Annotated in this window: 22 protein-coding genes; 6 read left to right on the top strand and 16 right to left on the bottom strand. The window is 64.0% G+C overall.

Features of this window, described 5'->3' with window-relative positions:
* The first annotated feature begins 109 nt into the window (after positions 1–109).
* Positions 110–1,087: a DUF389 domain-containing protein gene (locus ACNQOP_RS15185; RefSeq protein ID WP_416404968.1), complete on the top strand. Its 978-nt coding sequence runs from the start codon at positions 110–112 to the stop codon at positions 1,085–1,087.
* A gap of 394 nt (positions 1,088–1,481) precedes the next feature.
* Here the strand turns inward: ACNQOP_RS15185 and groL are convergent, their stop codons facing one another.
* From groL to ACNQOP_RS15170, 3 genes are all read right to left on the bottom strand, one after another.
* Positions 1,482–3,095 carry a chaperonin GroEL gene (groL, locus tag ACNQOP_RS15180; protein WP_416404967.1) on the bottom strand — a complete coding sequence of 538 codons (1,614 nt, stop codon included), beginning with the start codon at positions 3,093–3,095 and terminating at the stop codon, positions 1,482–1,484.
* Between the two features lie 84 nt (positions 3,096–3,179).
* Positions 3,180–3,476 (bottom strand): co-chaperone GroES, encoded by a 297-nt coding sequence (groES, locus tag ACNQOP_RS15175; RefSeq protein ID WP_011775524.1) that lies wholly within the window; start codon positions 3,474–3,476, stop codon positions 3,180–3,182.
* Positions 3,477–3,668: 192 nt separating this feature from the next.
* Positions 3,669–4,031: a hypothetical protein gene (locus ACNQOP_RS15170; RefSeq protein WP_284986507.1), complete on the bottom strand. Its 363-nt coding sequence runs from the start codon at positions 4,029–4,031 to the stop codon at positions 3,669–3,671.
* A gap of 67 nt (positions 4,032–4,098) precedes the next feature.
* Here ACNQOP_RS15170 and ACNQOP_RS15165 point away from each other — a divergent pair, with 67 nt between their 5' ends.
* Positions 4,099–5,325, top strand: coding sequence for a THUMP-like domain-containing protein (locus ACNQOP_RS15165; protein WP_416404966.1), 1,227 nt, complete (start codon positions 4,099–4,101; stop codon positions 5,323–5,325).
* A 4-nt stretch (positions 5,326–5,329) separates the two neighbouring features.
* On the opposite strand, the gene ACNQOP_RS15160 is transcribed toward ACNQOP_RS15165, so the two are convergent.
* The 3 genes from ACNQOP_RS15160 to ACNQOP_RS15150 are packed head-to-tail and all read right to left on the bottom strand — an operon-like array spanning position 5,330 to position 7,485.
* Positions 5,330–6,142, bottom strand: coding sequence for a shikimate 5-dehydrogenase (locus ACNQOP_RS15160; RefSeq protein WP_416404965.1), 813 nt, complete (start codon positions 6,140–6,142; stop codon positions 5,330–5,332).
* 39 nt (positions 6,143–6,181) lie between these two features.
* Entirely contained in the window at positions 6,182–6,304 is a 123-nt protein-coding gene (ykgO, locus tag ACNQOP_RS15155; RefSeq protein ID WP_011775528.1) for a type B 50S ribosomal protein L36, read from the bottom strand.
* 29 nt (positions 6,305–6,333) lie between these two features.
* On the bottom strand, positions 6,334–7,485 hold the full coding sequence (locus ACNQOP_RS15150) for a GTP-binding protein (protein WP_416404964.1): 1,152 nt from the start codon (positions 7,483–7,485) through the stop codon (positions 6,334–6,336).
* Positions 7,486–7,667: 182 nt separating this feature from the next.
* Between ACNQOP_RS15150 and ACNQOP_RS15145 the strand changes: the two genes are divergently transcribed.
* Positions 7,668–8,819, top strand: coding sequence for a glutamate--cysteine ligase (locus ACNQOP_RS15145; RefSeq protein ID WP_257371231.1), 1,152 nt, complete (start codon positions 7,668–7,670; stop codon positions 8,817–8,819).
* A 59-nt stretch (positions 8,820–8,878) separates the two neighbouring features.
* On the opposite strand, the gene tsaD is transcribed toward ACNQOP_RS15145, so the two are convergent.
* From tsaD to ACNQOP_RS15115, 6 genes are all read right to left on the bottom strand, one after another.
* Positions 8,879–10,012: a tRNA (adenosine(37)-N6)-threonylcarbamoyltransferase complex transferase subunit TsaD gene (tsaD, locus tag ACNQOP_RS15140; protein ID WP_284986502.1), complete on the bottom strand. Its 1,134-nt coding sequence runs from the start codon at positions 10,010–10,012 to the stop codon at positions 8,879–8,881.
* Positions 10,009–10,497, bottom strand: coding sequence for a ribosomal protein S18-alanine N-acetyltransferase (rimI, locus tag ACNQOP_RS15135; protein ID WP_416404963.1), 489 nt, complete (start codon positions 10,495–10,497; stop codon positions 10,009–10,011). The genes tsaD and rimI overlap by 4 nt, the downstream gene beginning before the upstream one ends.
* Positions 10,494–11,165, bottom strand: a complete 672-nt coding sequence (tsaB, locus tag ACNQOP_RS15130; protein WP_416404962.1) for a tRNA (adenosine(37)-N6)-threonylcarbamoyltransferase complex dimerization subunit type 1 TsaB — start codon at positions 11,163–11,165, stop codon at positions 10,494–10,496. Before tsaB ends, rimI begins: the two co-directional genes overlap by 4 nt.
* Complete coding sequence (tsaE, locus tag ACNQOP_RS15125; protein ID WP_416404961.1) at positions 11,165–11,749, bottom strand: tRNA (adenosine(37)-N6)-threonylcarbamoyltransferase complex ATPase subunit type 1 TsaE; 585 nt, start codon at positions 11,747–11,749, stop codon at positions 11,165–11,167. Before tsaE ends, tsaB begins: the two co-directional genes overlap by 1 nt.
* The gene (alr, locus tag ACNQOP_RS15120) at positions 11,746–12,996 is read right to left on the bottom strand and encodes an alanine racemase (RefSeq protein ID WP_416404960.1); all 1,251 of its coding nucleotides are present in this window, start codon (positions 12,994–12,996) and stop codon (positions 11,746–11,748) included. The genes tsaE and alr overlap by 4 nt, the downstream gene beginning before the upstream one ends.
* 69 nt (positions 12,997–13,065) lie before the next feature.
* The gene (locus ACNQOP_RS15115; RefSeq protein ID WP_257371237.1) at positions 13,066–14,160 is read right to left on the bottom strand and encodes a carbohydrate kinase family protein; all 1,095 of its coding nucleotides are present in this window, start codon (positions 14,158–14,160) and stop codon (positions 13,066–13,068) included.
* A gap of 46 nt (positions 14,161–14,206) precedes the next feature.
* Between ACNQOP_RS15115 and ACNQOP_RS15110 the strand changes: the two genes are divergently transcribed.
* Complete coding sequence (locus ACNQOP_RS15110) at positions 14,207–15,586, top strand: 6-phospho-beta-glucosidase (protein WP_416404959.1); 1,380 nt, start codon at positions 14,207–14,209, stop codon at positions 15,584–15,586.
* Here ACNQOP_RS15110 and ACNQOP_RS15105 read toward each other — a convergent pair.
* Complete coding sequence (locus ACNQOP_RS15105; RefSeq protein ID WP_416405014.1) at positions 15,583–16,101, bottom strand: GNAT family N-acetyltransferase; 519 nt, start codon at positions 16,099–16,101, stop codon at positions 15,583–15,585. The genes ACNQOP_RS15110 and ACNQOP_RS15105 overlap by 4 nt on opposite strands.
* Positions 16,102–16,212: 111 nt before the next feature.
* Here ACNQOP_RS15105 and mshA point away from each other — a divergent pair, with 111 nt between their 5' ends.
* Entirely contained in the window at positions 16,213–17,457 is a 1,245-nt protein-coding gene (gene mshA / locus ACNQOP_RS15100) for a D-inositol-3-phosphate glycosyltransferase (RefSeq protein WP_416404958.1), read from the top strand.
* 100 nt (positions 17,458–17,557) lie between these two features.
* Positions 17,558–19,246 (top strand): formate--tetrahydrofolate ligase, encoded by a 1,689-nt coding sequence (locus ACNQOP_RS15095; RefSeq protein WP_416404957.1) that lies wholly within the window; start codon positions 17,558–17,560, stop codon positions 19,244–19,246.
* An 89-nt stretch (positions 19,247–19,335) separates the two neighbouring features.
* Here the strand turns inward: ACNQOP_RS15095 and ACNQOP_RS15090 are convergent, their stop codons facing one another.
* The 3 genes from ACNQOP_RS15090 to treZ all read right to left on the bottom strand — a co-directional run bounded on the left by ACNQOP_RS15090 (position 19,336) and on the right by treZ (position 23,475).
* Positions 19,336–20,421: an inositol-3-phosphate synthase gene (locus ACNQOP_RS15090; protein WP_257371243.1), complete on the bottom strand. Its 1,086-nt coding sequence runs from the start codon at positions 20,419–20,421 to the stop codon at positions 19,336–19,338.
* A 167-nt stretch (positions 20,422–20,588) separates the two neighbouring features.
* Positions 20,589–21,626 (bottom strand): L-glyceraldehyde 3-phosphate reductase, encoded by a 1,038-nt coding sequence (gene mgrA, locus ACNQOP_RS15085; RefSeq protein WP_257371244.1) that lies wholly within the window; start codon positions 21,624–21,626, stop codon positions 20,589–20,591.
* A 76-nt stretch (positions 21,627–21,702) separates the two neighbouring features.
* A complete protein-coding gene (gene treZ / locus ACNQOP_RS15080; protein ID WP_416405013.1) occupies positions 21,703–23,475 on the bottom strand; it encodes a malto-oligosyltrehalose trehalohydrolase in 1,773 nt (590 codons plus the stop codon).
* Positions 23,476–23,479 lie beyond the last annotated feature (4 nt).

Here is a 23,479-nt window from a genome sequence, read left to right as displayed (position 1 = left end):
GGTTCAGCTATGGATTATCCCAGTCTTGGCTGTGCGTCGCCTGTGCCCGTTGTGCCCCCCGGACCGTCCCGGGAACTACGCTGAAGCCTGAAGCAACGGAGGGAGCACCATGATCGTCCAGCTGCGCCTATGCGTGCCGGCGGAATTGTCTGAGTCGGTTCTGGAATGCTGCCTTGAGCAGAACGGAGCGGCCGAAACGGCGGTACACAAGGGAGCCTCCGTGGAGCCGCCCGGGGACGTCATAACAGTCCAAATCGCACGGGAATCCGCCGAAGAGCTGATACAAAGGCTGCACATTTTGAAGCTTCCGGAACTCGGCTCCATCTCAGTTTCCTCGCCGGATCTGGTCCTGTCCGCACGCGCGGATGAGGCCGAGGCGTCCGCCCCAGGGGAATCCGCCGATTCCGTCATCTGGGACGAGGTATCCCGGCAAACCGGGGAGGACTCGAAACTGACGTGGAGTTTCCTCGCGTTCCTCATCATTGCCGCTCAGTTGGCAGCGATCGGAATTGTGACCGATTCCACCATCGCCATAGTGGGTGCCATGGTGGTTGGCCCGGAGTTCGGCCCGCTCGCTGCGTTGTCCGTGGGATTGGTGGAACGGAAGTGGCGCCTGGTACGGAGTTCCTGTCTGGCTCTTGGAGTCGGGTTCCCCGTGGCGATGGCCGTGACTGCAGCAGCAGCATGGTTGTCGGTACCGCTGGGTTTGTTTCCCGCTGACGCTCTGGACCAGGGATCCGCGGTGGAGTTCATCTACCACCCTGGGCCGTACTCGCTGATTGTGGCCGCACTCGCCGGCGCTGCGGGGATGCTGTCCATGATCAGCCACAGGTCTTCCGCCCTGGTGGGAGTCTTCATCTCCGTCACCACTGTGCCAGCGGCCGGCTATGTTGCTGTGGCCCTCGTCCTGGGTGAGTACAGCAAGGCTGCGGGATCGGCGATGCAACTGGCCGTGAACCTTGTGGGCATCGTGGCAGCTGCCGCCGCGGTGCTGGTGTTCTACCGGCTCATAGGCAAACGCACACCCTCAAGCCGCCGACCGGCTTCTCCCCCGCGACGGCTCGGTGCCATCCGGCGGCCCGGGTAGCCGAGGCTGTGGCCCAACCCTCACTCACAACCCACCCCCTTCAGCCCAACCCTCACTCACAACCCACCCCCTTCAGCCCGACGCTCACTCACAACCCACCCCCTTCAGCCCGACGCTGCCCCACACCTAGGACGTAAGAGAGCGTCCCTGCCAAACCGGCGGGACGTGAGAGAGCGTCCCTGCCAAACAGGCGGGACGTGAGAGAGCGTCCCGGCCAAACAGGCGGAACATGAGAGAGCGCCCACCACAAACGGGCGGAACATGAGAGAGCGTCCCGGCCAAACAGGCGGAACGTGAGAGAGCGCCCACCCCAAACAGGCGGAACGTGAGAGAGCGCGCACAGAAAAAACCCCGGCCACGAATCAACGTGGCCGGGGTTTTTGGCGCAGACAGCTTAGTGCTGGTGGCCTGCGTGTGCGTCTTCTTCCTCGGCCGGCTTTTCGGCAACCAGGGTCTCGGTGGTGAGAACCAGGGCAGCGATGGAAGCGGCGTTGCGGAGTGCGGAGCGGGTGACCTTGACGGGGTCGATCACGCCAGCGGCGATCAGGTCCTCGTACTCGCCGGACTTGGCGTTGAAGCCGTGGTTGGCTTCGAGCTCGGAGACCTTGGCCGTCACTACGAAGCCGTCGAAGCCGGCGTTCTGTGCGATCCAGCGGAGGGGCTGAACCAGTGCGCGGCGGACGATGCCAACGGCTGCTGCCGCGTCACCTTCCAGTGTCTTGACGGCCGGGGACTCGTCCAGCGCCTTGAGGGCGTGGATGAGTGCGGAACCGCCACCGGAAACGATGCCTTCTTCAAGGGCTGCACGCGTGGAGGAAACGGCGTCCTCGATGCGGTGCTTCTTTTCCTTCAGCTCGACCTCGGTGGCTGCGCCTACCTTGATCACACCGATGCCGCCGGCGAGCTTGGCGAGGCGTTCCTGCAGCTTTTCCTTGTCCCAGTCGGAGTCCGTCCGGGTGAGCTCGGCACGCAGCTGTGCAACGCGGTCAGCCACATCCTGGGCCGAACCTGCGCCGTCAACGATGGTGGTGTTGTCCTTGGTGACCGTGATGCGGCGTGCGGTACCGAGTACCTCTAGGCCAACGGAGTCCAGGGTCAGGCCGAGGTCCGGGGAGACAACCTGTGCGCCGGTAAGCGTGGCGATGTCCTGGAGCATGGCCTTGCGGCGGTCGCCGAAGCCCGGGGCCTTGACGGCCACAACGTTGAGCGTGCCGCGGATGCGGTTGACGATCAGCGTGGAAAGGGCTTCGCCTTCGATGTCTTCAGCAATGATGAAGAGCGGCTTGTTGGCCTGCAGAGCCTTCTCCAGGAGCGGCAGGAAGTCCTGCAGCGAGGAGATCTTGCCCTGGTTGATCAGGATGAGGGCGTCCTCGAGGACGGCTTCCTGGCGCTCAGCGTCGGTGACGAAGTACGGGGACAGGTAGCCCTTGTCGAACTGCATGCCCTCAGTGAGGACCAGCTCGGTCTGCGTGGTGGAGGACTCTTCAATGGTGATGACACCGTCTTTGCCCACCTTGCCGAAAGCTTCGGCCAGCAGTTCGCCAACCTCGTCGCTCTGGGCAGAGATAGCGGCAACGTTGGCAACCTGGGTGCCTTCGACTTCGCGGGCGTTCTCCAGGAGGCGGGCAGCCACGGCTTCAACCGCAACCTCAATGCCACGCTTGATCTCGCCGGGAGCGGCGCCGGCTGCAACGTTGCGCAGGCCTTCCTTGACTAAGGCCTGGGCCAGCACGGTAGCCGTGGTGGTGCCGTCGCCTGCGACGTCGTTGGTCTTGGTGGCTACTTCCTTGGCCAGCTGGGCGCCAAGGTTCTCGTAGGGGTCGTCAAGCTCAACTTCGCGGGCGATGGTGACGCCGTCGTTGGTGATCGTGGGAGCGCCCCACTTCTTGTCCAGCACGACGTTGCGGCCGCGCGGACCAAGCGTCACCTTGACAGTGTTGGCGAGCTTGTCGATACCGGCCTCAAGAGACCGGCGGGCAGCATCGTTAAAAGCAAGCTGCTTTGCCATGGTTGTGTCCTTTCAAGACAGAAAACCCGCACCGCTGACGGGTCGGAATGATTCCAACGCGGCGGCGGTGCGGGCTCCGGGAAGTTACTTTACGACGATCGCGAGGACGTCGCGGGCGGACAGAACGAGGTACTCGTTGCCACCGGTCTTGACTTCGGTTCCACCGTACTTGGAGTAGATGACGACGTCGCCAACAGCTACGTCAACCGGTACGCGGTTTCCGTTGTCATCGAAGCGGCCGGGGCCGATTGCAACAACTTCGCCTTCCTGCGGCTTCTCCTGTGCGGAGTCCGGAATAACCAGGCCGGAAGCCGTGGTCTGCTCTGCTTCGAGCGGGCGAACAACAATACGATCCTCAAGAGGCTTAATCGAGACCGACACTCGGACTCTCCTTTTCATGAGCTGATTCATGGACTAAGAACTGGGGTGCCGGGGCGTGCAACCGTCGTCGCGGTGCCGGAGGAACGCCTGGCGTGGTTAGCACCCTCCGGGGGAGAGTGCTAATAAGACTCTATGTAAGCGTTAGCACTCGGTCAAGGTGAGTGCCAGCATTTCGTCATGGGTGAACTCCCGTCACCGTCCGGTGAGGTCGTCCAGGCCGTAGTCCTCGCCGTCGTCGTCCCCATCCACGGGGGCATTGCCGCGGTTCCGGTACAGCACCACTGCGGACAGGACAGCCACGACGCCGGAGATCACCAGGGCGATAATCCCGCCGATGCGGGCGCCGCTGTACAGGTCGCGGATCTCCCGTGCTTCATCGGTGGCATCGTTGACGCTTTTGCCGGTGACGGAGTATGCGGCCGCATTGAAGGAGTCCAAGGCCAGGATGATGATGAGCAGGGCTATGCAGACCACGGCTATCACGATGCCCGCAATAAGTGCGGGACGGGCATATTTGGTGATGCGGGACGGCTGTGCGGCTGCGTTGTCTTCCATGAAAACAACCCTATCTGGCTGATTCCCAAGTCACGCTGTCATATCCTGCGACGTTAGGCTTGATCCCATGCCTCACGCACCGCAGGAACAGATCGCGCCCTTGCTGACCACCGAAGGATGGGAACTTCTTGCCTCACTGGGGCCTTACAAGGAAGCCGACGCATTCAGCGTCAACGCCGACCTCCGGAAAGCGGGCCACTCCCCCGAACTCGTCGCTGCCGTCCTGACGCAGTCCCGCCTTCGGACCCGGGCAGAGGCCAAGTTCGGCGAATTTGCCCGCCAAATGCTGTTCACCCAGGCCGGGTTGGAGCAGGCGACCCGGTTGAACGTCGCCGCCCGGCACGCCGAGCGCTTTGCACAGGCCGGCGTTTCGCATGTCGCGGACCTCGGTTGCGGCCTGGGAGCTGACTCGATGGCCATGGCGTCCATGGACATCGCCGTGACTGCTGTTGAGATGGACGAGACGACTGCTGCCTGCGCCACGATCAACCTGATCCCCTTCCCACACGCCACAGTGGTCCATGCGGACGCTACCTCCGTGGAGCTGGACGGTATCGATGGAGTGTGGCTGGATCCCGCCCGACGCACCACGTCCACCTCCGGAACAAAGCGGATCTGGGACCCCGAGGCCTTCTCTCCCCCTCTGTCGTTCGTGGAAAACCTGGCTGCCACGGGGCGCGCCATTGGCGTCAAGATGGGTCCGGGCATCCCGCACGATTCCGTGCCCGCAGGTTGCGAGGCGCAGTGGGTTTCCGTCCTCGGTGATGTCACCGAGGTCACGCTGTGGTTCAACGCGGTGGCGCGCCCCGGGGTAAGGCGCGCAGCGCTGGTCCTCGGCAGCCAGGGCGCTGCCGAAATCACCAGCGGCGAGGATTTCGACGGCGGTCCGGTAGCCGCCGTCGGGCCGGTGGAAGGATTCCTGTACGAACCGGATGGGGCGGTGATCCGCGCGGGCCTGGTGGCCGATGTCGCTGAACGCCTCGGCGGTCACTTGGTGGATGAACACATCGCCTACATCTGCGCCCCGGCGTTGCACGACACCCCGTTTGCCCGCGCCTACAAGGTGCTGGAAGTCATGCCGTACAACGTCAAGGCCCTGAAAGCCTGGGTGAAGAGCAACGGCATCACGGTGCTGGACATCAAGAAGCGCGGTACGGCAGTCACCCCCGAAGAGTTGCGGAAGCAGTTGCTTCCCGCCAAGCCCGGCAAGGGCCAAGCGAAAACAGCCACCCTGGTCCTCACCAGGATCGGCGAGGAGCGAGTGGCTGTCGTGGTGGAGCCGGTGTCTGCTTAGGGTTTCAGCGGCGCGAGAATTCAGAAGCTTCGCGCACCTGGCCGGGGGTCGGACGCACCCCCGTGTAGAGGACGAATTGTTCTTCGGCCTGGATGGCGATGACTTCGGCACCCGTGATCACCGGTTTGCCGGCTGAACGCGCAGCGGTAATCAGGGGCGTCTCCGACGGCAGCGCAACGACGTCGAATACCACTTGTGCGGCAGCGATCGTCGCGTCATCGAAGGACTGGGCCGATTCGTCGGCACCTGCCATTCCCAAGGGAGTGACGTTGATGATGAGGTCCGCCGTCGAACCGTTGACGTCGTCCTGCCAGCCGAACCCGTAGAGGTCGGCGAGGGCTCGACCGGCGGTTTCATTGCGGGCCACGATGGTGACAGCGGTAAAGCCTGCGTCACGCAGCGCTGCCGCGACGGCTTTGGCCATGCCGCCTGCTCCACGGAGGAGCACGGTGTGGCTGTTGGGTACCTCGTGGTCCTTCAAGAGCCGGGCTATGGCGATGTAGTCGGTGTTGTAGGCGGTAAGGACCCCATCGTCGTTCACGATGGTGTTCACGGAATCGATGGCTTTGGCCGAGGGGTGCATTACGTCAACCAGCGGAATGACCGCTTCCTTGTACGGCATGGACACCGCGGCGCCCCGGATGGGGAGGCCGCGGATGCCCGCCACCGCGAGGGTGATGTCAGCCGGTGCGAACGCCTTATAGACAAAGTTCAGGCCGAGCAGATCGTACAAATAATTGTGGAACCGGGTACCGATGTTGCTGGGCCGGGCCGCGAGCGAAATGCACAGGGACATGTCTTTGTTCAGGATGGGCATCCACCCATTAAACAACGCCCGATGGATGCAGCACCGGGATCAGCCCTGCCGCGCCTTCATCCGCGGGTTGTTCTTGTTGATGACGAACGTGCGTCCACGCCTCCGGACGATCTGCGCTCCGGGGATCTTCTTGAGCGCACGCAGTGAGTTCCTGACCTTCATGGTGTTTCTCCTTTTGTTGGTGGTGCGGCTTAGAGGGCGTCGCTGAGTTCCAGGGGATCGTCCCAGACGCCAAAGTCCAGTTCCATTTCCGCCTCCGTCAGTTGGCATTCGTCCAGGAGCCCGCGGATTACGCGGGCATCAATATCTTCCGAGCGCCCGGTCATCGCCAATACCGTGCCGCGGTCGCCGTGGCTCGGATGCCAGTCAAGGACGGAGTCGACGTCGGGACCCGGCTTGCCTGCGGACGTGCCAGCGGGCGCCACATCGGCCGAATCCGCGAGCCACTTCCCCGTGCTTTCGAGCCAAACCCTCGGTCCGATTCCCTGGACGGCGATCCGTGTGGCGGGAGCAGAGGCAATCCATAGCCGGCCACGCATCCAATGCGTACCCGCGGCCAACCGTGGCAGTGCATCACGGAAGCGGCCCGGATGCAGTGGGCGGCTCGCTTTGTGAAGCACCGTGCGGAAGGAACCTGGTGTTTCGCTCGCCGCCACATGGACGACGCCGGGCCGGTTACGTGCCGCGGTTTCGGCCTGGTCGAAGCAGCCCGGACGGTAGGGGTCGGCCGTACCGACGGCAGCGGCATGCGGTGCCAATTCGACGAGCAATTCCATGCCGGTCGCCCATGACGCCGATCCTTCAGGATGGGCGCCCGTCAACGTTGCGCCCAGGCCCGGATACACCATGACCGTGTCCACGTGGCCGAACTCCCCGATAAGGAACTCACCGCTGGTGCGGTCATCCTGCGGCATGGACGTGAAGCCGGACTCGAACAAGGTATGGCGGTCCCAGATGTGGTCATCGAGGTCTGCGGGATCCAGCGCCAACACGGCATTGTCGATGACAGCCGGGCGGCTGAGCCCCTGGCGAAGCCCGGCAACGGCCATCCCGGCGGCGACGCCCGGCGGCAAGCCAAGCACAACATGGTCGAACCCGTATGCGGCGAGGCGTTCCGCCGTCGGTACGACGTCGAGCCGAACGGTGCAGCTGAGGCAGCCGTGCTCCAGGACTGTCGTTTCGCGTTCAACCAGGCGTCCATCCCGGTAAACCCTGCGCAGGACCAGCGAACCATCCAGCAGGTCATGGAGAACCACTGCCGAGTTGGCGTGGGTTCGACCCAACCTCCCCGTGGCTGCTTCCCGGCATTGGCTGTCGAGGGAACTGACGACTGTGAGATGCATGCGTTTATACTAATGAGAATCATTCTATTTAGCAAATGACGACTCATTGCGGGCCTGGGCCCCTCGATATCACGGGTGTTCCGGCTGCATTAGACTTGATTCGACCGCTGGCGGCCCCGCAGCGGGGAATCGTGTCCGGCTGACACAACACAAGGCCGGAAAGTACAAATTGAGGGGACTACGTGCAGATTGATTTTGCGCCATCCAGGCAGTCGACACTGGGTGTGGAATGGGAGTTGGCGCTCGTCAATGCACGCACCGGGGAACTGGTATCGGTCGCAAACGATGTCCTGAAGGGCGTCGCCGCGAACCACCCGGACCTCAATGAGGACGACGAACACCCCCATATCAAGCGCGAACTGCTGCTGAATACCGTGGAGCTTGTCACCGGGATCTGCGAAACGGTCAAGGACGCCAAAGAGGACCTCAGCCGCTCCCTTGCAGCTGTCCGCGAAGTCACCGACCCCATGGGCGTTGAGGTGTTCTGCGCAGGCAGCCACCCCTTCAGCCCTCCCCTGCTCCAGCCTGTCACCGACAAAGAGCGCTACGCCAAGCTCATTGAGCGGACCCAGTGGTGGGGACGCCAAATGGTCATCTACGGCGTCCACGTCCACGTGGGCATCGATCGCCGGGACAAAGTCCTGCCCGTCCTCGATGGCCTGGTCAATTACTTCCCGCATTTCCAGGCATTGTCTGCCTCCAGCCCCTACTGGGCAGGCGAGGAAACCGGCTACGCTTCCCAGCGGGCCCTGATGTTCCAGCAGCTTCCCACGGCCGGGTTGCCCTTCCAGTTCGAAACCTGGGAGGCCTACGAGTCCTACGTCCAGGACATGTTCACCACCGGGGTTATCGACGCCACCTCAGAAATCCGATGGGATATCCGGCCGGTAGCCAACCTGGGCACCATCGAAATGCGCATCTGCGATGGCCTTGCCACCCTCGAAGAAGTTGGAGCCATCGCTGCACTGACCCAGTGCCTGGTGGACGAATTTTCCTCCATCCTGGACGCCGGTGGCAGCATCCCCACCATGCCACCCTGGCATGTGCAGGAGAATAAATGGCGCGCCGCCCGCTACGGCATGGAAGCCATCATCATCCTGGACGCAGACGGCAACGAACAGCTCGTCACCGAGCACCTCGCGGAAACAGTAGCCCGGCTGGAACCGGTAGCTGCCAAGCTGGGCTGCTCCGAGGAGCTGGCCGACGTCCTCCGGATCATCGAGCGCGGCGCCAGCTACCAGCGCCAACGCCGCGTCGCAGCCGAGCATGACGGCGACTTGAAAGCAGTGGTGATGGACCTCGTCCAGCAAATGCGCAAGGGTCCCGATGCCTAGCTTCCGGCTTGGTGGCATGCCCGGGTTAACACCCGGGAGTTAATACCCTTTGGGCTGGATTACGCCTGGGCAGGCAGTGACACCGAAGTGACCGGCATGGACGAGTCCGGCGCGAAGGCAAGACCGCTCGGCCCGATGCCCGCCATGATCAACTGCGAACCCAATGCCGCCACCATGGCGCCGTTGTCAGTACAGAGGTCCAAGGGCGGGACGTGGAGGGTGATCCCGGCTGAGGTACAGCGCTGGCGGGTCAATTCGCGCAGCCGTGAGTTCGCTGCGACGCCGCCGCCCAACAGGACATCGGTGATGCCGTTCTCCTGGCACGCAAGGACCGCCTTGGAACTGATGACATCAACCACGGCTTCCTGGAAGGCCGCCGCAATGTCGGCCACGGGCACTTCCTCGCCGCGGGCCTCGAACTGCTCCACACAGCGGGCCACGGCTGTCTTCAGTCCACTGAACGACCAGTCGTAGCGGTGTGGGCCCTTGTCCTCGGCGGTCCCCATGTACTTGGGCTGAGTAAGTCCCCGCGGGAAACGGATGGATTTCGGATTACCCTGGCGGGCCAGCTTGTCGATGGCAGGGCCACCGGGATAGCCAAGGCCAAGGATGCGGGCCACTTTGTCATAGGCCTCGCCGGCCGCGTCATCGATGGTTGAGCCCAGCAGCTCAACGTCGTCCGTGATGCTCCTGATCCTGAGGATCTCCGTGTGGCCGCCCGACACCAGGAGCGCGCCAAGGTTCTCCGGCAACTGACCGGCGCCCAAGCCGGCGGCAGCACCGGCGTCGGGCTTTCCATCCAGCAGGCCGACGCCCACGTGGGCCACCAGGTGGTTGATCGCGTACAGCGGTTTGCCGGTGGCCAAGGCCAGGGCCTTCGCGGCACAAACGCCCACCATCAAGGCGCCGGCAAGGCCAGGTCCTGACGTGACCGCAATGGCGTCGATGTCCTCCAGCGTGACACCGGCTTCATGCAATGATTCCTGCAGCGTGGGAACAAAGGCATCCAGGTGGGCCCGGGAAGCGATCTCGGGGATGACACCACCGAAGCGCACATGCTCGTCCATGGATGAAGACACCGTGTTGGTCAGCAACGTGGTCCCCCGGACGATCCCGACACCGGTCTCATCACACGAAGACTCAATGCCGAGCACCAGCGGCTGCTTCAGTTCCTGCGGAAAAGTCGCGGTCATGCCGGAGCTCCTTCAGAAGAAGTGGAATCGGTCAGCGGGAGGCGCATGATCAGGGCGTCGGTGCCATCCCGGTAATAGCGCGGGCGGACGTGGATCTGTTCGAACCCGAAACGTACGTACAGCCTCTGGGCGCGCGGGTTGTCCGCGCGGACCTCCAGGAGTACGTCCGCGGCCCGCCGGCGCCGCGCCTCTTCGATGAGTTCGGTCAGGACCGCCGAGCCGATGCCTTGGCCTTCGAATTCAGGAACGACGGCGATCGTCTGGACATCCGCGATGGGCTCGATGCACATCAGCCCGGCATAGGCCACGATCTCCCCAGCGACCTCTGCAACCACGTAGCGGCGGGTTTCGGGCTGGGCCAATTCGTCAAAGAACATCTGCAGCGGCCAGGCGTCCACGGGGAACAACCGACGTTCCAACGCCTCGACCACGGGAATATCGGCCTCGGTCATGTCGCGCAGCAACATCTCAGCGGCCCCGGTCATAGCGCACGCTTCCGTGGGCCCGGGACCTGGGCGTCCGATTCCCGCAAATAGAGGGGCGTTGTGTCGAGGAGTGCCTGTCCCGCGGCGAGCCGGGCCAAGGCGAACTGACCCAGGGATGCCGCATTGGGTTGTGTTCCGGCGAAGTCCGGGTCCGCGCTGAGGACCTTCGCGTACAGACCTGCGCCTGCCCCAAAGACGGGCAAGTCCGGCAGCTCAGAAGCGAAACCCACATGCGGGCCATCCACGAGTTCCGGGAGCCGGCCATCGGCGACGGTGTACCGGGCCCAATAGACCTCTTTGCGCCGGGCATCGGTAGCCACCAGGAACTCGGAAGCCGACACCGTGGATTCCGCAACTTCCAGGGCAATCGCGTCCAGGCTCATCAGTCCGTGCAGCGGCTTGTTCCACACGAATGCGAGGGTGCGGGCCGTGGCAATACCGGAACGCAGCCCGGTGAAAGGACCAGGACCTACCCCGGTGACGATCGCATCGATGTCAGCTCCGGTAACACCCGCCCCCGCCAAGAGCTTCTCAATGCCCGGTGCAAGGACCTCGGCGTGGCTGCGGGTGTCCTCGGTGGCGAAGGAATCCACCACGCCTTCCATGGCGTCATCGGAGATCAGGGCCGCGCTGGCAACAGCGGAGGTGTCAATGGCCAGGATCAGCATCAGTTGCCTCCTTCTTCGGCAGGGCGGGATCCCGTTTCGTCCAGCAGGCGGGGTGCTACGGACCAGCGGGGACCAAAGCCCCGGAACACAATGGTGCGGGGCTCGTCGTCGTCCTCGGTATCAAAATCCAGGACGCCGCCGGTCTCTGCGGCACTGTTGCCGCCCACGGACCTGTGCAAATCGACTTCCAGGCGGCTCTCGGAGAGATGCTCCACCCGGTCCCTGCCCCACTCCACCACTGTCACAGCGGAGTCCATGGTGTTCTCGAGATCGATATCGTCCACCTCCGCGGCCGAGTCGAGCCTGTAAGCATCCACGTGGACCAGATCCGGGCCACCGGGCCTGGGACCATCAGGGAGGTTCGGGTGGATCCGGACCAGGACGAAAGTGGGCGAGATGATTCCTGCGCGGACGCCCAGCCCTTCCCCGAGTCCCTGGGTAAACGTGGTTTTGCCCGCACCCAGTTCCCCGGTCAGCACCAGGAGGTCCCCCGCTTCAAGCACCCCACCGAGGGCCGCCGCGAGAGCGTGGGTCTGGTCCGCCGTCGTTACCGTGACTGTGCGTTCCCACTGGGGTTGGTTCACAGCGCCGCCGTTTCGGCGTCGACGGCACCTGCAGGTGCCGCTGGACCGGTGGCGAGCTCGTTGACGTAGCTGCGCGGAACCCGGGAACTGATGCGGGTGACAATCTCGTAGTTGTTGGTGCTTGCTGCGGCTGCCCAATCATCCGCGGTCGGGCCACCGTCGGCGCCGTCGCCGAACATGACAGCTTCCGCGCCCTTGAGGGCATTGGCGGCCTCGACTGTCATGGGGCCAAGATCGATCACCATCTGGTCCATGGCGATCCTGCCCACCACGGGGTAGTTGGTACCGTTGACGCGCACAGGGCCGCCAGTGGCAATCCGAGGGACACCGTCTGCGTAGCCCAGCGGCACCAGGCCCAGCGTGCTCTCCCCGGTGGTGCGGTAGTTCAGCCCGTAGGAAACTCCCTGGCCTTCGGGGACCTTCTTGCAATTGGACAGCAGCGTGCGGACCGTCATTGCCGGATGCAATCCAAGGTCAGCGGACGTGGCGCCCTCGAACGGCGAGAGCCCGTACACGCCAAGACCTACGCGGACCAGGTCGAAATGCGAGTCGGGGCGGGACAGCGTGGCGGGCGTGTTGGCGATGTGGCGGACCTCGGTGTCCACGCCTGCGTCCTCGGCCATGGCGATGGCCTCACGGAAGATAGTGAGTTGCTCGTCGGTTTCAGGACGGTGCGGTTCGTCGGCCACGGCGAGGTGCGAGAAAATACCCACAACGCGCAGAAGCCCCTGGTCCTGGTAGTCCATTGCCTGGCCCAGCAACTGGTCCCAGTCCTCGATGGTGCAGCCGTTGCGGCCAAGCCCGGTGTCCACCTTCAGGTGCACCCGCGCCGGCCGTTCCTGTTCCCGGGCAGCAGCTACCACTGCGTCCAGTTCCCAGCCGGAAATTCCGACGTCGACGCCGGCGGCGACTGCCGCTTGGAAGTTGCTTTCGCGGGTGTGCAGCCAAGCCAGCAGCGGCGCATCCACCCCGGCAGCGCGCAAGGCGAGCGCCTCGGAAATGTGCGCCACACCGAGCCAGGCCGCTCCGGCGTCGAGGGCGGCGCGGGCCACTTGGACGGCACCGTGGCCGTAGGCGTCAGCCTTGACCACCGCCATCACGGAGGCCGGCGAGGCGATGGCGACGAACTGGCGGACGTTGTGCCGCACAGCGTCGAGATCGATCACAGCCGAACGTTCCAGCAGGGCCGACCTTGTTATGGAGGCCTTGGATCCGATCCCGATATCTGCTGCTGCTTCGTAAGTCACCCTAGAGATTCTAGTGGTGCCAGTGAATTCGGGTTAACTGCGGTGGGCCGCGGACGGTGGCCGCGCGCGTTACTGTGCGTCGGAGAGGTGGGCGATGGTGGCGCGTGCCCGCCGTTGCGCCTCCGCCGGGATGTCTTTGACGATCGGTTCCAGGAACGCGAAGCGACGGACCCACTGGCTGGATTGACGCTCCTTGCGCGCGTTTGCCCGGTGCCACCAGTCGGCGATGTCACCCCATCCGGGCGCAGCCAGCGATCCTCCGACTTCCTGGACTGCCAGCGAGGCACAGAGGTTCGCGAAGCGCAGCCTGTCCCCCAGCGTCCATCCCGCAAGGCAGCCCACAATGAAGGCCGCTCCAAAGCAATCCCCGGCACCCGTAGGGTCGGACGCAGAAACCGGCAGGGACGGAACCCACTCCTCTTCGCCGGTTTCCGAATCCACTGCCACAGCGCCTTGGGGCCCAAGGGTCACCACCGCAACGGGCACCCGGTCGGCCAGCGAATACAGGGCAGCCCACGGGTCTGCTTTGCCGGTGAACGCCATCGCTTCGGGCGCGTTGGGCAGGAAGGCATGGAAGTTCCCGAGTTGTTCGAGCCGACGCTCGGACCATTTGCCGGTGGGGTCCCACCCCACGACGCCGAAGAGTTTGGTTCCCGCTGTCTTCGCGGCCATCATCCACGGCTCCAGTTCCTCACCCAGGTCCGCGACGGCGGCGAGCGCCTTGGGTGGCTGCCCCATCAGTTCGGATGCACTGATGGGAGCAGGGTGGCCGTGGGTCACCATGGACCTGTCCTGGTTCACGCACATGGACACCGTGACCGGAGAGTGCCAGCCTGGAATCCTCCTGGACAGGGACAGGTCCACGTGTTCCTGGCTCTCCAATATCTGCCAGTTGTAGTCGCCGTAGCCGTCGTCCCCGAACGTTGCTGCCAGATTGGTCCGCAGTCCCAGCCTCGCGGCGGCGATGGCCTGGTTGGCCACGCCGCCCGGGCAGCTTCCCATGCCTTCGCTCCAGACTTCCGTGCCGGGTTCAGGTGCGTGCGGCAAGCCCGTGAAAATAATGTCCTGGAACACCGTGCCGGTCAGGAGGAGGTCGCATTGGTGATCGCCGTCAGACCTGACGGCGGCAAGGGGATCGTAACGTCGCTGGGGCATAGCGTCCATGCACGGCAGACTACGCTGCACCCTCCGGGCTGCATAGACTCGGACCATGCGGCTCATGATCGCCGGTGGCGGCGGATTCCGGGTTCCCCTGGTGTACCGGGCTTTGTGCGCGGGCCCCTTCGCGGGGTTGGTGGACTCACTGGTGCTTTACGACGTCGACGCGTTGCGGGTTGCGGCCATTGAGGCTGTGCTCCGCGATATGCCCACCGCGGCAGGTTCCCGGCCCGACGTCGTGGTTTCGACGGACCTGGCACAGGCCCTTGAAGGTACGGATGTGGTGTTCGCGGCGATGCGCCCCGGTGGAACGGCGGGCCGCATTGAAGACGAGCGCGTCGCCCTGGACTTGGGCCTGTTGGGACAGGAGACAACCGGGGCGGGTGGGATTTCCTATGCGCTGCGCTCCATTCCCCGGATGCTTGAACTGGCAGAGGCCATGCGTCGCCACTGCCCGGATGCGTGGCTGATCAATTTCACGAACCCCGCGGGGATGGTCACCGAGGCGCTGCGTCCAGTGCTGGGCGGGCACGTGATCGGGATCTGCGATTCCGCAGGCGGACTGGTGCAGCGGGCGGCCCGCGCCGCAGGGGCGCCGCTGAAGGACGGAATGCTCGACGGCGTGGGCTACTTTGGGCTGAACCACCTCGGCTGGCTATACCGGCTGGCTCCGGGTGGGACTGACCTGTTGCCCGGCCTGCTCGAGGACGAGAGGGCCCTTGGGTCCATGGAAGAGGGTCGGCTGTTCGGCCGCAAGCTCCTGAAGAGGCTCGGCTGCCTTCCCAACGAATACCTTTACTACTACTACCAAACCGCGCAGGCAACTGACGCCATCAGGGCCCAACAGGAAACCCGGGGCACCTCCATCCACCAGCAGCAACGCTCGCTGTACCCGGCGTTGGTGGACTCTGACCACGCCTATGCGCTGTGGGATGCCGCTCGACGGTCCCGGGAGGAAGGCTATTTGGCCGAAGCCCGCACCCACGGCGAACAACGGGATGAGGAAGACCTGGCCGGTGGCGGCTACGAGCGGGTGGCGTTGGCCCTCATGAAAGCCCTTTTCGGGGGCGGGAGGACCCAGTTGATCCTGAACGTTCCCAACTCTCCGGTGTCTGCCGCCGGCGGCCCGGCCACAGCGTATGGTGCGGTGCCCGGCCTTCCCGGGGACGCCGTCGTCGAGGTTCCCTGCGAGGTAACGCCCGACGGCGCCCTGCCGCTTGCGCAGGAGCGTCCCGGCAGGCAGTTCCTCACTTTGATGAAACGCGTTAAGGAGGTGGAGAAACTGACCATTCGTGCTGTCAGGGAGGGCGACCGGGAATCCGCCGTACGGGCCTTCGCCGCGCATCCGCTGGTGGGTTCGGCGTCGCTGGGCAAGGATCTGTTGGATCGGTACGAGCAGGCTTTCCCCGAACTGCGCAGGCTGTGGTCCTAGAGTTTCCGGTACATCACGTGCAGTCCGACGTACCCGATCTCAGGATGGTTGAACGCTTCAGGCACGGTGGCGAGGATGGTGAATCCCATGGATTGCCAGAGCCAGACCGCGCGGACGTTGCTCTCCACCACGGCGTTGTACTGCATGGCGTAGAAGCCGGCTGCCTTGGCTTCCGCCAAGGAGTACGCACACAGGGCCCGGGCAATGCCCTTGCCGTAGTGCTTGGCCCCCACCATGTACCCGGCGTTGGCCACGTGGCTGCCACCACCGCCCTGGTTCGCATGGAATTCGCCGGTTCCCAGCACCTCGCCGCTTCCCCGGTCGACGGCCACGAAGGTCTGTCCCGGAGCCTCCTTGAACCACTTGGCCCGCGCTGTCTCTTCCGTGGTGTCACGGTCCCAGGTGAACGTTTCACCGTCTCGGATCACGGGTTCCAGCACGGCCCAGATGCCGGGCCAGTCCGCGGTTGTTGCTTGTCGAATGTCGAAAGTCTTTTCGTCGGTCACAGCGGCCACGGTAGCAGCGTTGTCCACATAGCGGGTTTGCTTCGGCCAGGCGATGCCCGGCAGGAGTAGTGTTTTCTGCAGGGCAAACAGCCTTTGCCCCGTCTTGTCAGGAGGAACGCCATGCCATTGATTCGTCGCGTGGCATTCCTGTCCTTGCACACCTCCCCCATGGAGCAACCGGGTGCCGGGGACGCCGGCGGAATGAACGTCTACGTGCGGGCCCTCGCCATGGCATTGGCTGAGACCGGCGTGGAAGTGGAAATCTTCACGCGCTCCACCAAGGCCAACCAGCCCGCCGTCGAGCATCCCGGGCCCGGCGTCTGCGTCCACAACGTCATGGCCGGACCCCGCAGGAAGATTCCCAAAGAAGAGCTGCCGGAGCTCCTCCACCAGATGGTGGGCGAGATAGACCGGATCCGCCATGAACAACTGCACGGCCGCTACGATGCCATCCACTCCCACTACTGGGTTTCGGGGGTGGCAGGGCTGGAACTGTCGGAGCTTTGGGGCGTTCCCATGGTTCACACCATGCACACCATGGCCAAGGTCAAGAACCTGGTGCTGCAGTCCGGCGAGCGCCCCGAACCCCGTAGACGGGAAGAAGGCGAGCAAAAGATCGTCGACGGTGCAGCCCGCCTGGTCGCCAACACCCCCGCAGAGGCCGAGGAACTCGTCTCCCACTACGGGGCGGACCGCGACCGCATCGACATTGCACCGCCCGGGGTCGACCTGAACGTCTTCACACCGTCCTTCCGCAAGAAATCCCGCGCCCTCCGGGGAGTGCGCCCGGACAGTTTCCACATCCTCTTCGCCGGCCGGATCCAGCGGCTCAAAGGTCCGCAGGTGTTCGTGAAGGCCGCCGGAATCCTTCGTCGGCGCCGGCCCGACATCGACCTCGAAATGACCATCCTGGGATCCCTCAGCGGATCGAAGGACTTCAACCTCACGCAGATCATCCACGACGCCGGGCTCGACGACGTCGTCACCCACCGGCCGCCGGTCGTGGCTCCCGAGTTGGCCAGCTGGTTCCGCTCCGCCGATGTCGTGGTCATGCCCTCCTTCAGCGAGTCGTTCGGCCTGGTCGCCTTGGAAGCACAGGCGTGTGGCACACCCGTCGTTGCCACCAACGTCGGTGGCCTCTCCCGCGCCATTTCCGACGGCCGCACCGGACTCCTGGTGGATGGACACGACCCCTCGGACTGGGCGGACGCCCTGGAAGACCTCTACGACGACGTCCAGACCCGCGAAGGCATGGGAAGGCTTGCCGCCACCCATGCCGAGTCATTCGGGTGGCAGCGAACAGCCGCGATCACACTGGAGAGCTACCGGGAAGCAGTCAGCGGTTTGTTGGTCCCCAGGCGCTGAGTCCTCGCCTGTTTGGCTCAACGGTGCTGGTAGATTGTCGCGCACAGCGCAAGTACGCCCGGCCCGCAGCACCCTGTATGGCCACAGCCAAAGGACAACGATGTCTGAACAGAAGGTCCTAAGTGACCTGGAAATCGCCCACAAAGCCACCATGCTGCCCGTCGAGCAGATCGCCGAACGGGCAGGAATCCCTGTGGCCGCCCTTGAGTTGTACGGGCCCTACAAGGCCAAAATCAATCCGGCCAAGCTGCAACTCCCCCAAGGCAGGAAACCGGGCAAAGTGGTGCTGGTATCGGCCATGTCACCCACCCCGGCGGGCGAAGGCAAATCAACGACCACCGTGGGGCTCGCCGATTCCCTGGCACGGGCCGGGAACAACGTGATGATCGCCCTGCGTGAGCCCTCGCTTGGCCCAATCCTGGGGATGAAAGGCGGAGCCACGGGAGGGGGTTACTCCCAGGTCCTGCCCATGGACGACATCAACCTGCATTTCACCGGGGATTTCCATGCCGTGACGTCGGCCAACAACGCCCTCATGGCATTGGTGGACAACCACATCTTCCAGGGAAACGCCCTGGGCATCGATCCTCGCCGGATGACCTTCAAACGGGTGCTGGACATGAACGACCGCGCGCTGAGGGAGGTCGTTATCGGGCTTGGCGGACCGGCACAAGGAGTGCCCCGACAAGACGGCTTCGACATCACCGTCGCCTCCGAAATCATGGCAGTGTTCTGCCTTTCCACGGATCTGGATGACCTGCGAAGCAGGCTCGGTCGCATTACGTTCGGCTACACCTTCGACCGGTCCCCGGTGACCGTCGCCGACCTCGGTGTCGAGGGAGCCCTCACCATGCTGCTCAAGGACGCCATCAAGCCCAACCTGGTGCAAACCATCGCAGGCACCCCCGCGCTGGTTCACGGCGGCCCGTTCGCCAACATAGCCCATGGCTGCAATTCGTTGATTGCAACCCGCACGGCCATGGAGCTCGCCGATATCGTCGTCACCGAGGCGGGCTTCGGAGCAGACCTCGGCGCCGAAAAATACATGGACATTAAGGCGCGCATCGCAGACGTGGCGCCCTCCGCCGTCGTCATTGTTGCGACCATCCGCGCGCTCAAGATGCAGGGCGGGATTCCCAAGGACCGGCTCAACGAGCCCAACGTCGAGGCTCTGGCAGCGGGCGTGGAGAACCTGAAGCGGCACATCGGCAATGTGGCAAAGTTTGGCATCTCCCCCGTGGTCTCCATCAACAGGTTCGCCTCTGATACTCCGGAAGAACTGGACTGGCTCCTGGCCTGGTGCGCAGCCGAGGGCGTGGACGCAGCCGTCGCCGACGTCTGGGGGCGCGGCGGCGGAGGCGACGGCGGTGATGAGCTCGCAGCCAAGGTAACCGCCGCGCTGGAACGGCCCTCGGACTTCCACCATCTGTACACGCTGGAGCTCTCCGTCGAGGAAAAGATCCAAACCATTGTCCAGGAAATCTATGGGGCGGACGGCGTGGACTTTTCCGTACCGGCGCTCAAACGCCTCGCCGAGATCGAGAAGAACGGCTGGTCAGGACTTCCCGTGTGCATGGCCAAGACCCAGTACTCCTTCACCGACGACGCCTCCAGGCTGGGCGCGCCCAAGGGTTTCAAAGTGCACGTACGGGATCTGATCCCCAAGACAGGGGCAGGGTTCATTGTGGCCCTGACCGGTGCGGTGATGACCATGCCCGGCCTCCCCAAGGAACCGGCCGCCATGCGCATGGACGTCGACGCCGACGGCAACCCCACGGGCCTGTTCTAGCCCTCCCCCAAAAAATCCACCCGCCGCACGACAAACGCCCCCGCTCCCAGGTGTTGTTCACCGGGGTGCGGGGGCGCTTGTTGAGGGCTTTAGCGCTCGATGTCGCCGCGAATGAAGGCTTCCACCTTGTCGCGGGCGAGGTCGTCGTTGAACTGCTCCGGTGGGGACTTCATGAAGTAGCTGGAAGCGGAGAGCAGCGGGCCGCCGATGCCGCGGTCCAGGCCGATCTTGGCGGCGCGGATGGCGTCGATGATCACGCCGGCCGAGTTCGGGGAGTCCCATACTTCAAGCTTGTACTCCAGGGAGACAGGTGCGTCGCCGAAGTTGCGGCCCTCGAGGCGGACGAACGCCCATTTGCGGTCGTCGAGCCAGGCAACGTAGTCGGACGGTCCAATGTGGACGTCGTCGGCGTGCAACTCAGCCTCGACGTTGGAGGTCACGGCCTGGGTCTTGGAGATCTTCTTGGACTCGAGGCGGTCGCGCTCCAGCATGTTCTTGAAGTCCATGTTGCCACCGACGTTCAGCTGGTACGTCCGGTCCAGGGTGACGCCGCGGTCTTCGAACAACTTGGCCATGACGCGGTGCGTGATGGTGGCACCGATCTGGCTCTTGATGTCGTCGCCAACAATCGGAACACCGGCCTCGGTGAACTTGTCGGCCCACTCCTTGGTGCCGGCGATGAAGACGGGCAGGGCGTTGACGAATGCGACGCCGGCGTCGATGGCGCACTGGGCGTAGAACTTGGCGGCCTGTTCCGAACCCACGGGCAGGTAGCACACCATGACGTCAACCTTGGCTTCACGGAGCGCTGCGACGATGTCCACGGCCTCTTCGGGGGCTTCGACGATGGTCTCGCGGTAGTACTTGCCCAAGCCGTCCAGGGTGTGGCCGCGCTGAACGGTGACACCGGTGGCCGGGACGTCGGCGATCTTGATGGTGTTGTTTTCGCTGGCACCGATGGCGTCGGCCAGGTCCAGTCCAACCTTCTTGCTATCGACATCGAAAGCAGCGACGAACTGGACGTCATTGACGTGGTACTGACCGAACTCAACGTGCATCAGACCCGGGATCGTGGCCTTCGGGTCAGCGTCGCGGTAGTACTGGACACCTTGGACCAGCGATGCAGCGCAGTTTCCTACACCAACAATGGCAACACGAATCGGATGTGAAGACACGGAACTCCTTTGAGAAATAACCTCAGGTGCCAGGCGGGTCCCTGAGTATGTCCAGGGCGCGGCTAATTGGCACGGCGCCATTCGGCGCACACTTGCATTCTAACCAACACAGCAGGGACCGGTTTTGTTCCTTACCGGCCCCTGCTGTTTGTGTCAGTTCCTGCTGGCTACTTCTGCGCCCAAAGGTTGATGTCGGATTCCACCGCGAATTCGTCGATCGCCGTCAGCTCGTCCTTGCTGAACTCCAGGTTGTTGATAGCGCTTAGGGTGTCCTCGAGCTGCGCGACGCTGGACGCCCCGACGAGCGCAGAGGTAACGGGCGAGCCCTTCGGCTGCTCGCGCAGGATCCACGCAATCGCCATCTGGGCCAGGGTTTGCCCACGTCCTTCGGCTATCGCCTTGAGTCCGCGCACACGGTCCAGTTTTTCTTCCGTCAGCGCGGACTCGGAGAGGAACCTTTCCTTGGCCGCGCGGGAATCCGCCGGGACACCGTTGAGGTACCGGTCGGTCAGCATCCCCTGGGCGAGGGGCGAGAACGCGATGGAACCTGCTCCCACCTGATCCAGTGCCTCATAGAGGTTGGGTGAGCCATTCTCCGTCCAGCGGTTGAGCATGGAATAGCTGGGCTGGTGAATGAGCAGCGGCGTACCGAGTTCTTTCAGGATCCGGGCGGCCTCGATGGTCTGCTCCGGAGTGTAGGAGGAGATGCCGGCGTAGAGGGCCTTGCCGGAGCGTACTGCGTAGTCCAGCGCCCCCATGGTCTCTTCCAGCGGGGTCTCAGGATCGGGGCGGTGGCTGTAGAAGATGTCCACGTAGTCCAGGCCCATCCGCTCCAGCGACTGGTCAAGGCTGGAGATCAGGTTCTTGCGGGAGCCCCATTCACCATAGGGGCCTGGCCACATGTAGTAACCGGCCTTGGTGGAGATGATGAGTTCGTCTCGATACGGCTTGAAGTCGTCCTTCAGGTGGCGCCCGAAGTTCGTCTCGGCGGATCCGTCCGGTGGTCCGTAGTTGTTGGCGAGGTCAAAGTGGGTGACCCCAAGGTCGAACGCACGGCGCAGGATGGCGCGCTGTTCGTCGAACCGCTTGTCGTCGCCGAAGTTGTGCCAGAGGCCCAACGAGATGGCGGGAAGCTTTAGTCCACTGCGTCCGACGCGGCGGTAGGGCATGGTTTCGTAGCGGTTCTCCGCAGCCGAATAAGTCATACGTTCCATCCTGCCACTGCACAATCCAAGGGTGACGGCGCGTCCGCTATGTGGGCGCCGTCACCCTCGAATCAGGTCAGTTGATACGGACGACGACGGCGCTACCGCCAGGAAGCGTCAACGTCCCGTCGTCCAGGGCTGCTTCGTGGTCAGTGGCCAGCAGCACGGAGCCGTCCAGGGGTGTCGCGAGTGCCTCGTCCCCGAAGTTGCAGACAACCCGTACATCGCCGCGGGACATCTGCAGCCAGCGTTCGTCGTCGTCGAACTCAACCGAGGTATCCCCAAATCCGCCGTCCGCCAGTTCCGGGGTGTTATGGCGCAGCTGTGCCAAATCCTTGTACAGCTGCAGAAGGCGGGAGTGGTCTCCCTCTTCTGCTTCCTCCCACTTGAGCTTGGAGCGCTGGAACGTTTCTGGGTCCTGGGGGTCGGGAACGACCGCCGGGTCCCATCCCATGCGTTCAAACTCCTTGATCCGGCCTTCGGCTGTGGCCTTGCCCAGCTCCGGTTCCGGATGCGAGGTGAAGAACTGCCAGGGAGTGGACGCGCCATATTCCTCACCCATGAACAGCATGGGCGTGAAGGGGGACGTCATGGTCAGCACGGCACCGATGGCCAGTTTCCCGAAGGAGAGCGAGGCGGTGAGCCGGTCGCCGATTGCACGGTTCCCGATCTGGTCGTGGTTCTGCAGGCAAACCACCAGTGCTGACGGGTGTGCCAGGTCATGCCGGATGGGTCGGCCGTGGTGCCGCCCGCGGAAGCTGGAGTAGCTGCCATCGTGCAGGAAGCCATGTTCCAGGACCTTGGCCAGCACAGCCAGGGATTCGAAATCCGAGTAGTAACCGGTGATCTCGCCGCTGAGGTTGACGTGCACCGCGTGGTGGAAGTCGTCGCTCCACTGGCCTTCCAAGCCGTATCCGTTGTCCTGGCGCGGGTAGATGAGGCGCGGGTTGTTCAGGTCCGATTCCGCGATCAGGGTCTTGGGAATACCCGTCTCGGCTTCGATCCGGTCCGCCAACGCCCCAAAGTCCTCCAGGATGTGGACGGCCCGTTCGTCGCGCAGGGCATGAACAGCATCCAGGCGCAGCCCGTCCACGTGGTAATCGTGGAGCCACATTTCTGCGTTCTCCAGGATGTAGCGGCGGACATCGTCCGAGCCGGGACCATCCAGGTTCACGGAGTCACCCCAGGTATTGCCCTCCCCCGATTTCAGGTACGGGCCATACTTGGGCAAATAGTTTCCACTGGGTCCAAGGTGGTTGTAGACAACGTCCTGGATGACGCCCAAACCTGCTGCGTGGGCAGCGTCGACGAACCGCTGGTATGCCGCGGGTCCGCCGTATGGTTCGTGCACGGCGTACCAAAGGACGCCGTCGTAACCCCAGTTGTGGACACCGTTGAAGCCGTTGACCGGCAGCAACTCGATGAAATCCACGCCAAGGTCCACAAGGTAGTCCAGTTTCCCGGCGGCCGCATCCAGCGTCCCTTCCGGGGTGAAGGTGCCCAGGTGCAGCTCGTAAATGACCGAGCCCTTCAGTGCCTTGCCCTTCCATTCGGCATCCTGCCATTGGTGGACGTCGGGATCGAAGATCGCCGACAGGCCGTGGACGCCATCAGGTTGTCGACGGGAACGGGGGTCCGGGAAAGGACCTTCCCCGTCCACGAGGTAACCGTAGGAGTCACCGTCCGCTCCCCGTGCCACCGCGTCAGCCGGGGCGCGCCACCAACCGGTGGCCGCGCCGTCGTGCTGTTGTTCCATGGCGTACTCTTGACCGCCTGCGACCAGCCGCACCGAACCAGCGTTCGGCGCCCAGACGTCATAGCGGTTTTTCCCAGCAGCGTGCTCCAGCATCATG

This window comes from Arthrobacter sp. LFS091 (genome assembly GCF_047977885.1).
Lineage (GTDB): Bacteria > Actinomycetota > Actinomycetes > Actinomycetales > Micrococcaceae > Arthrobacter.
This window is presented reverse-complemented; position numbering and strand designations above follow the sequence as displayed.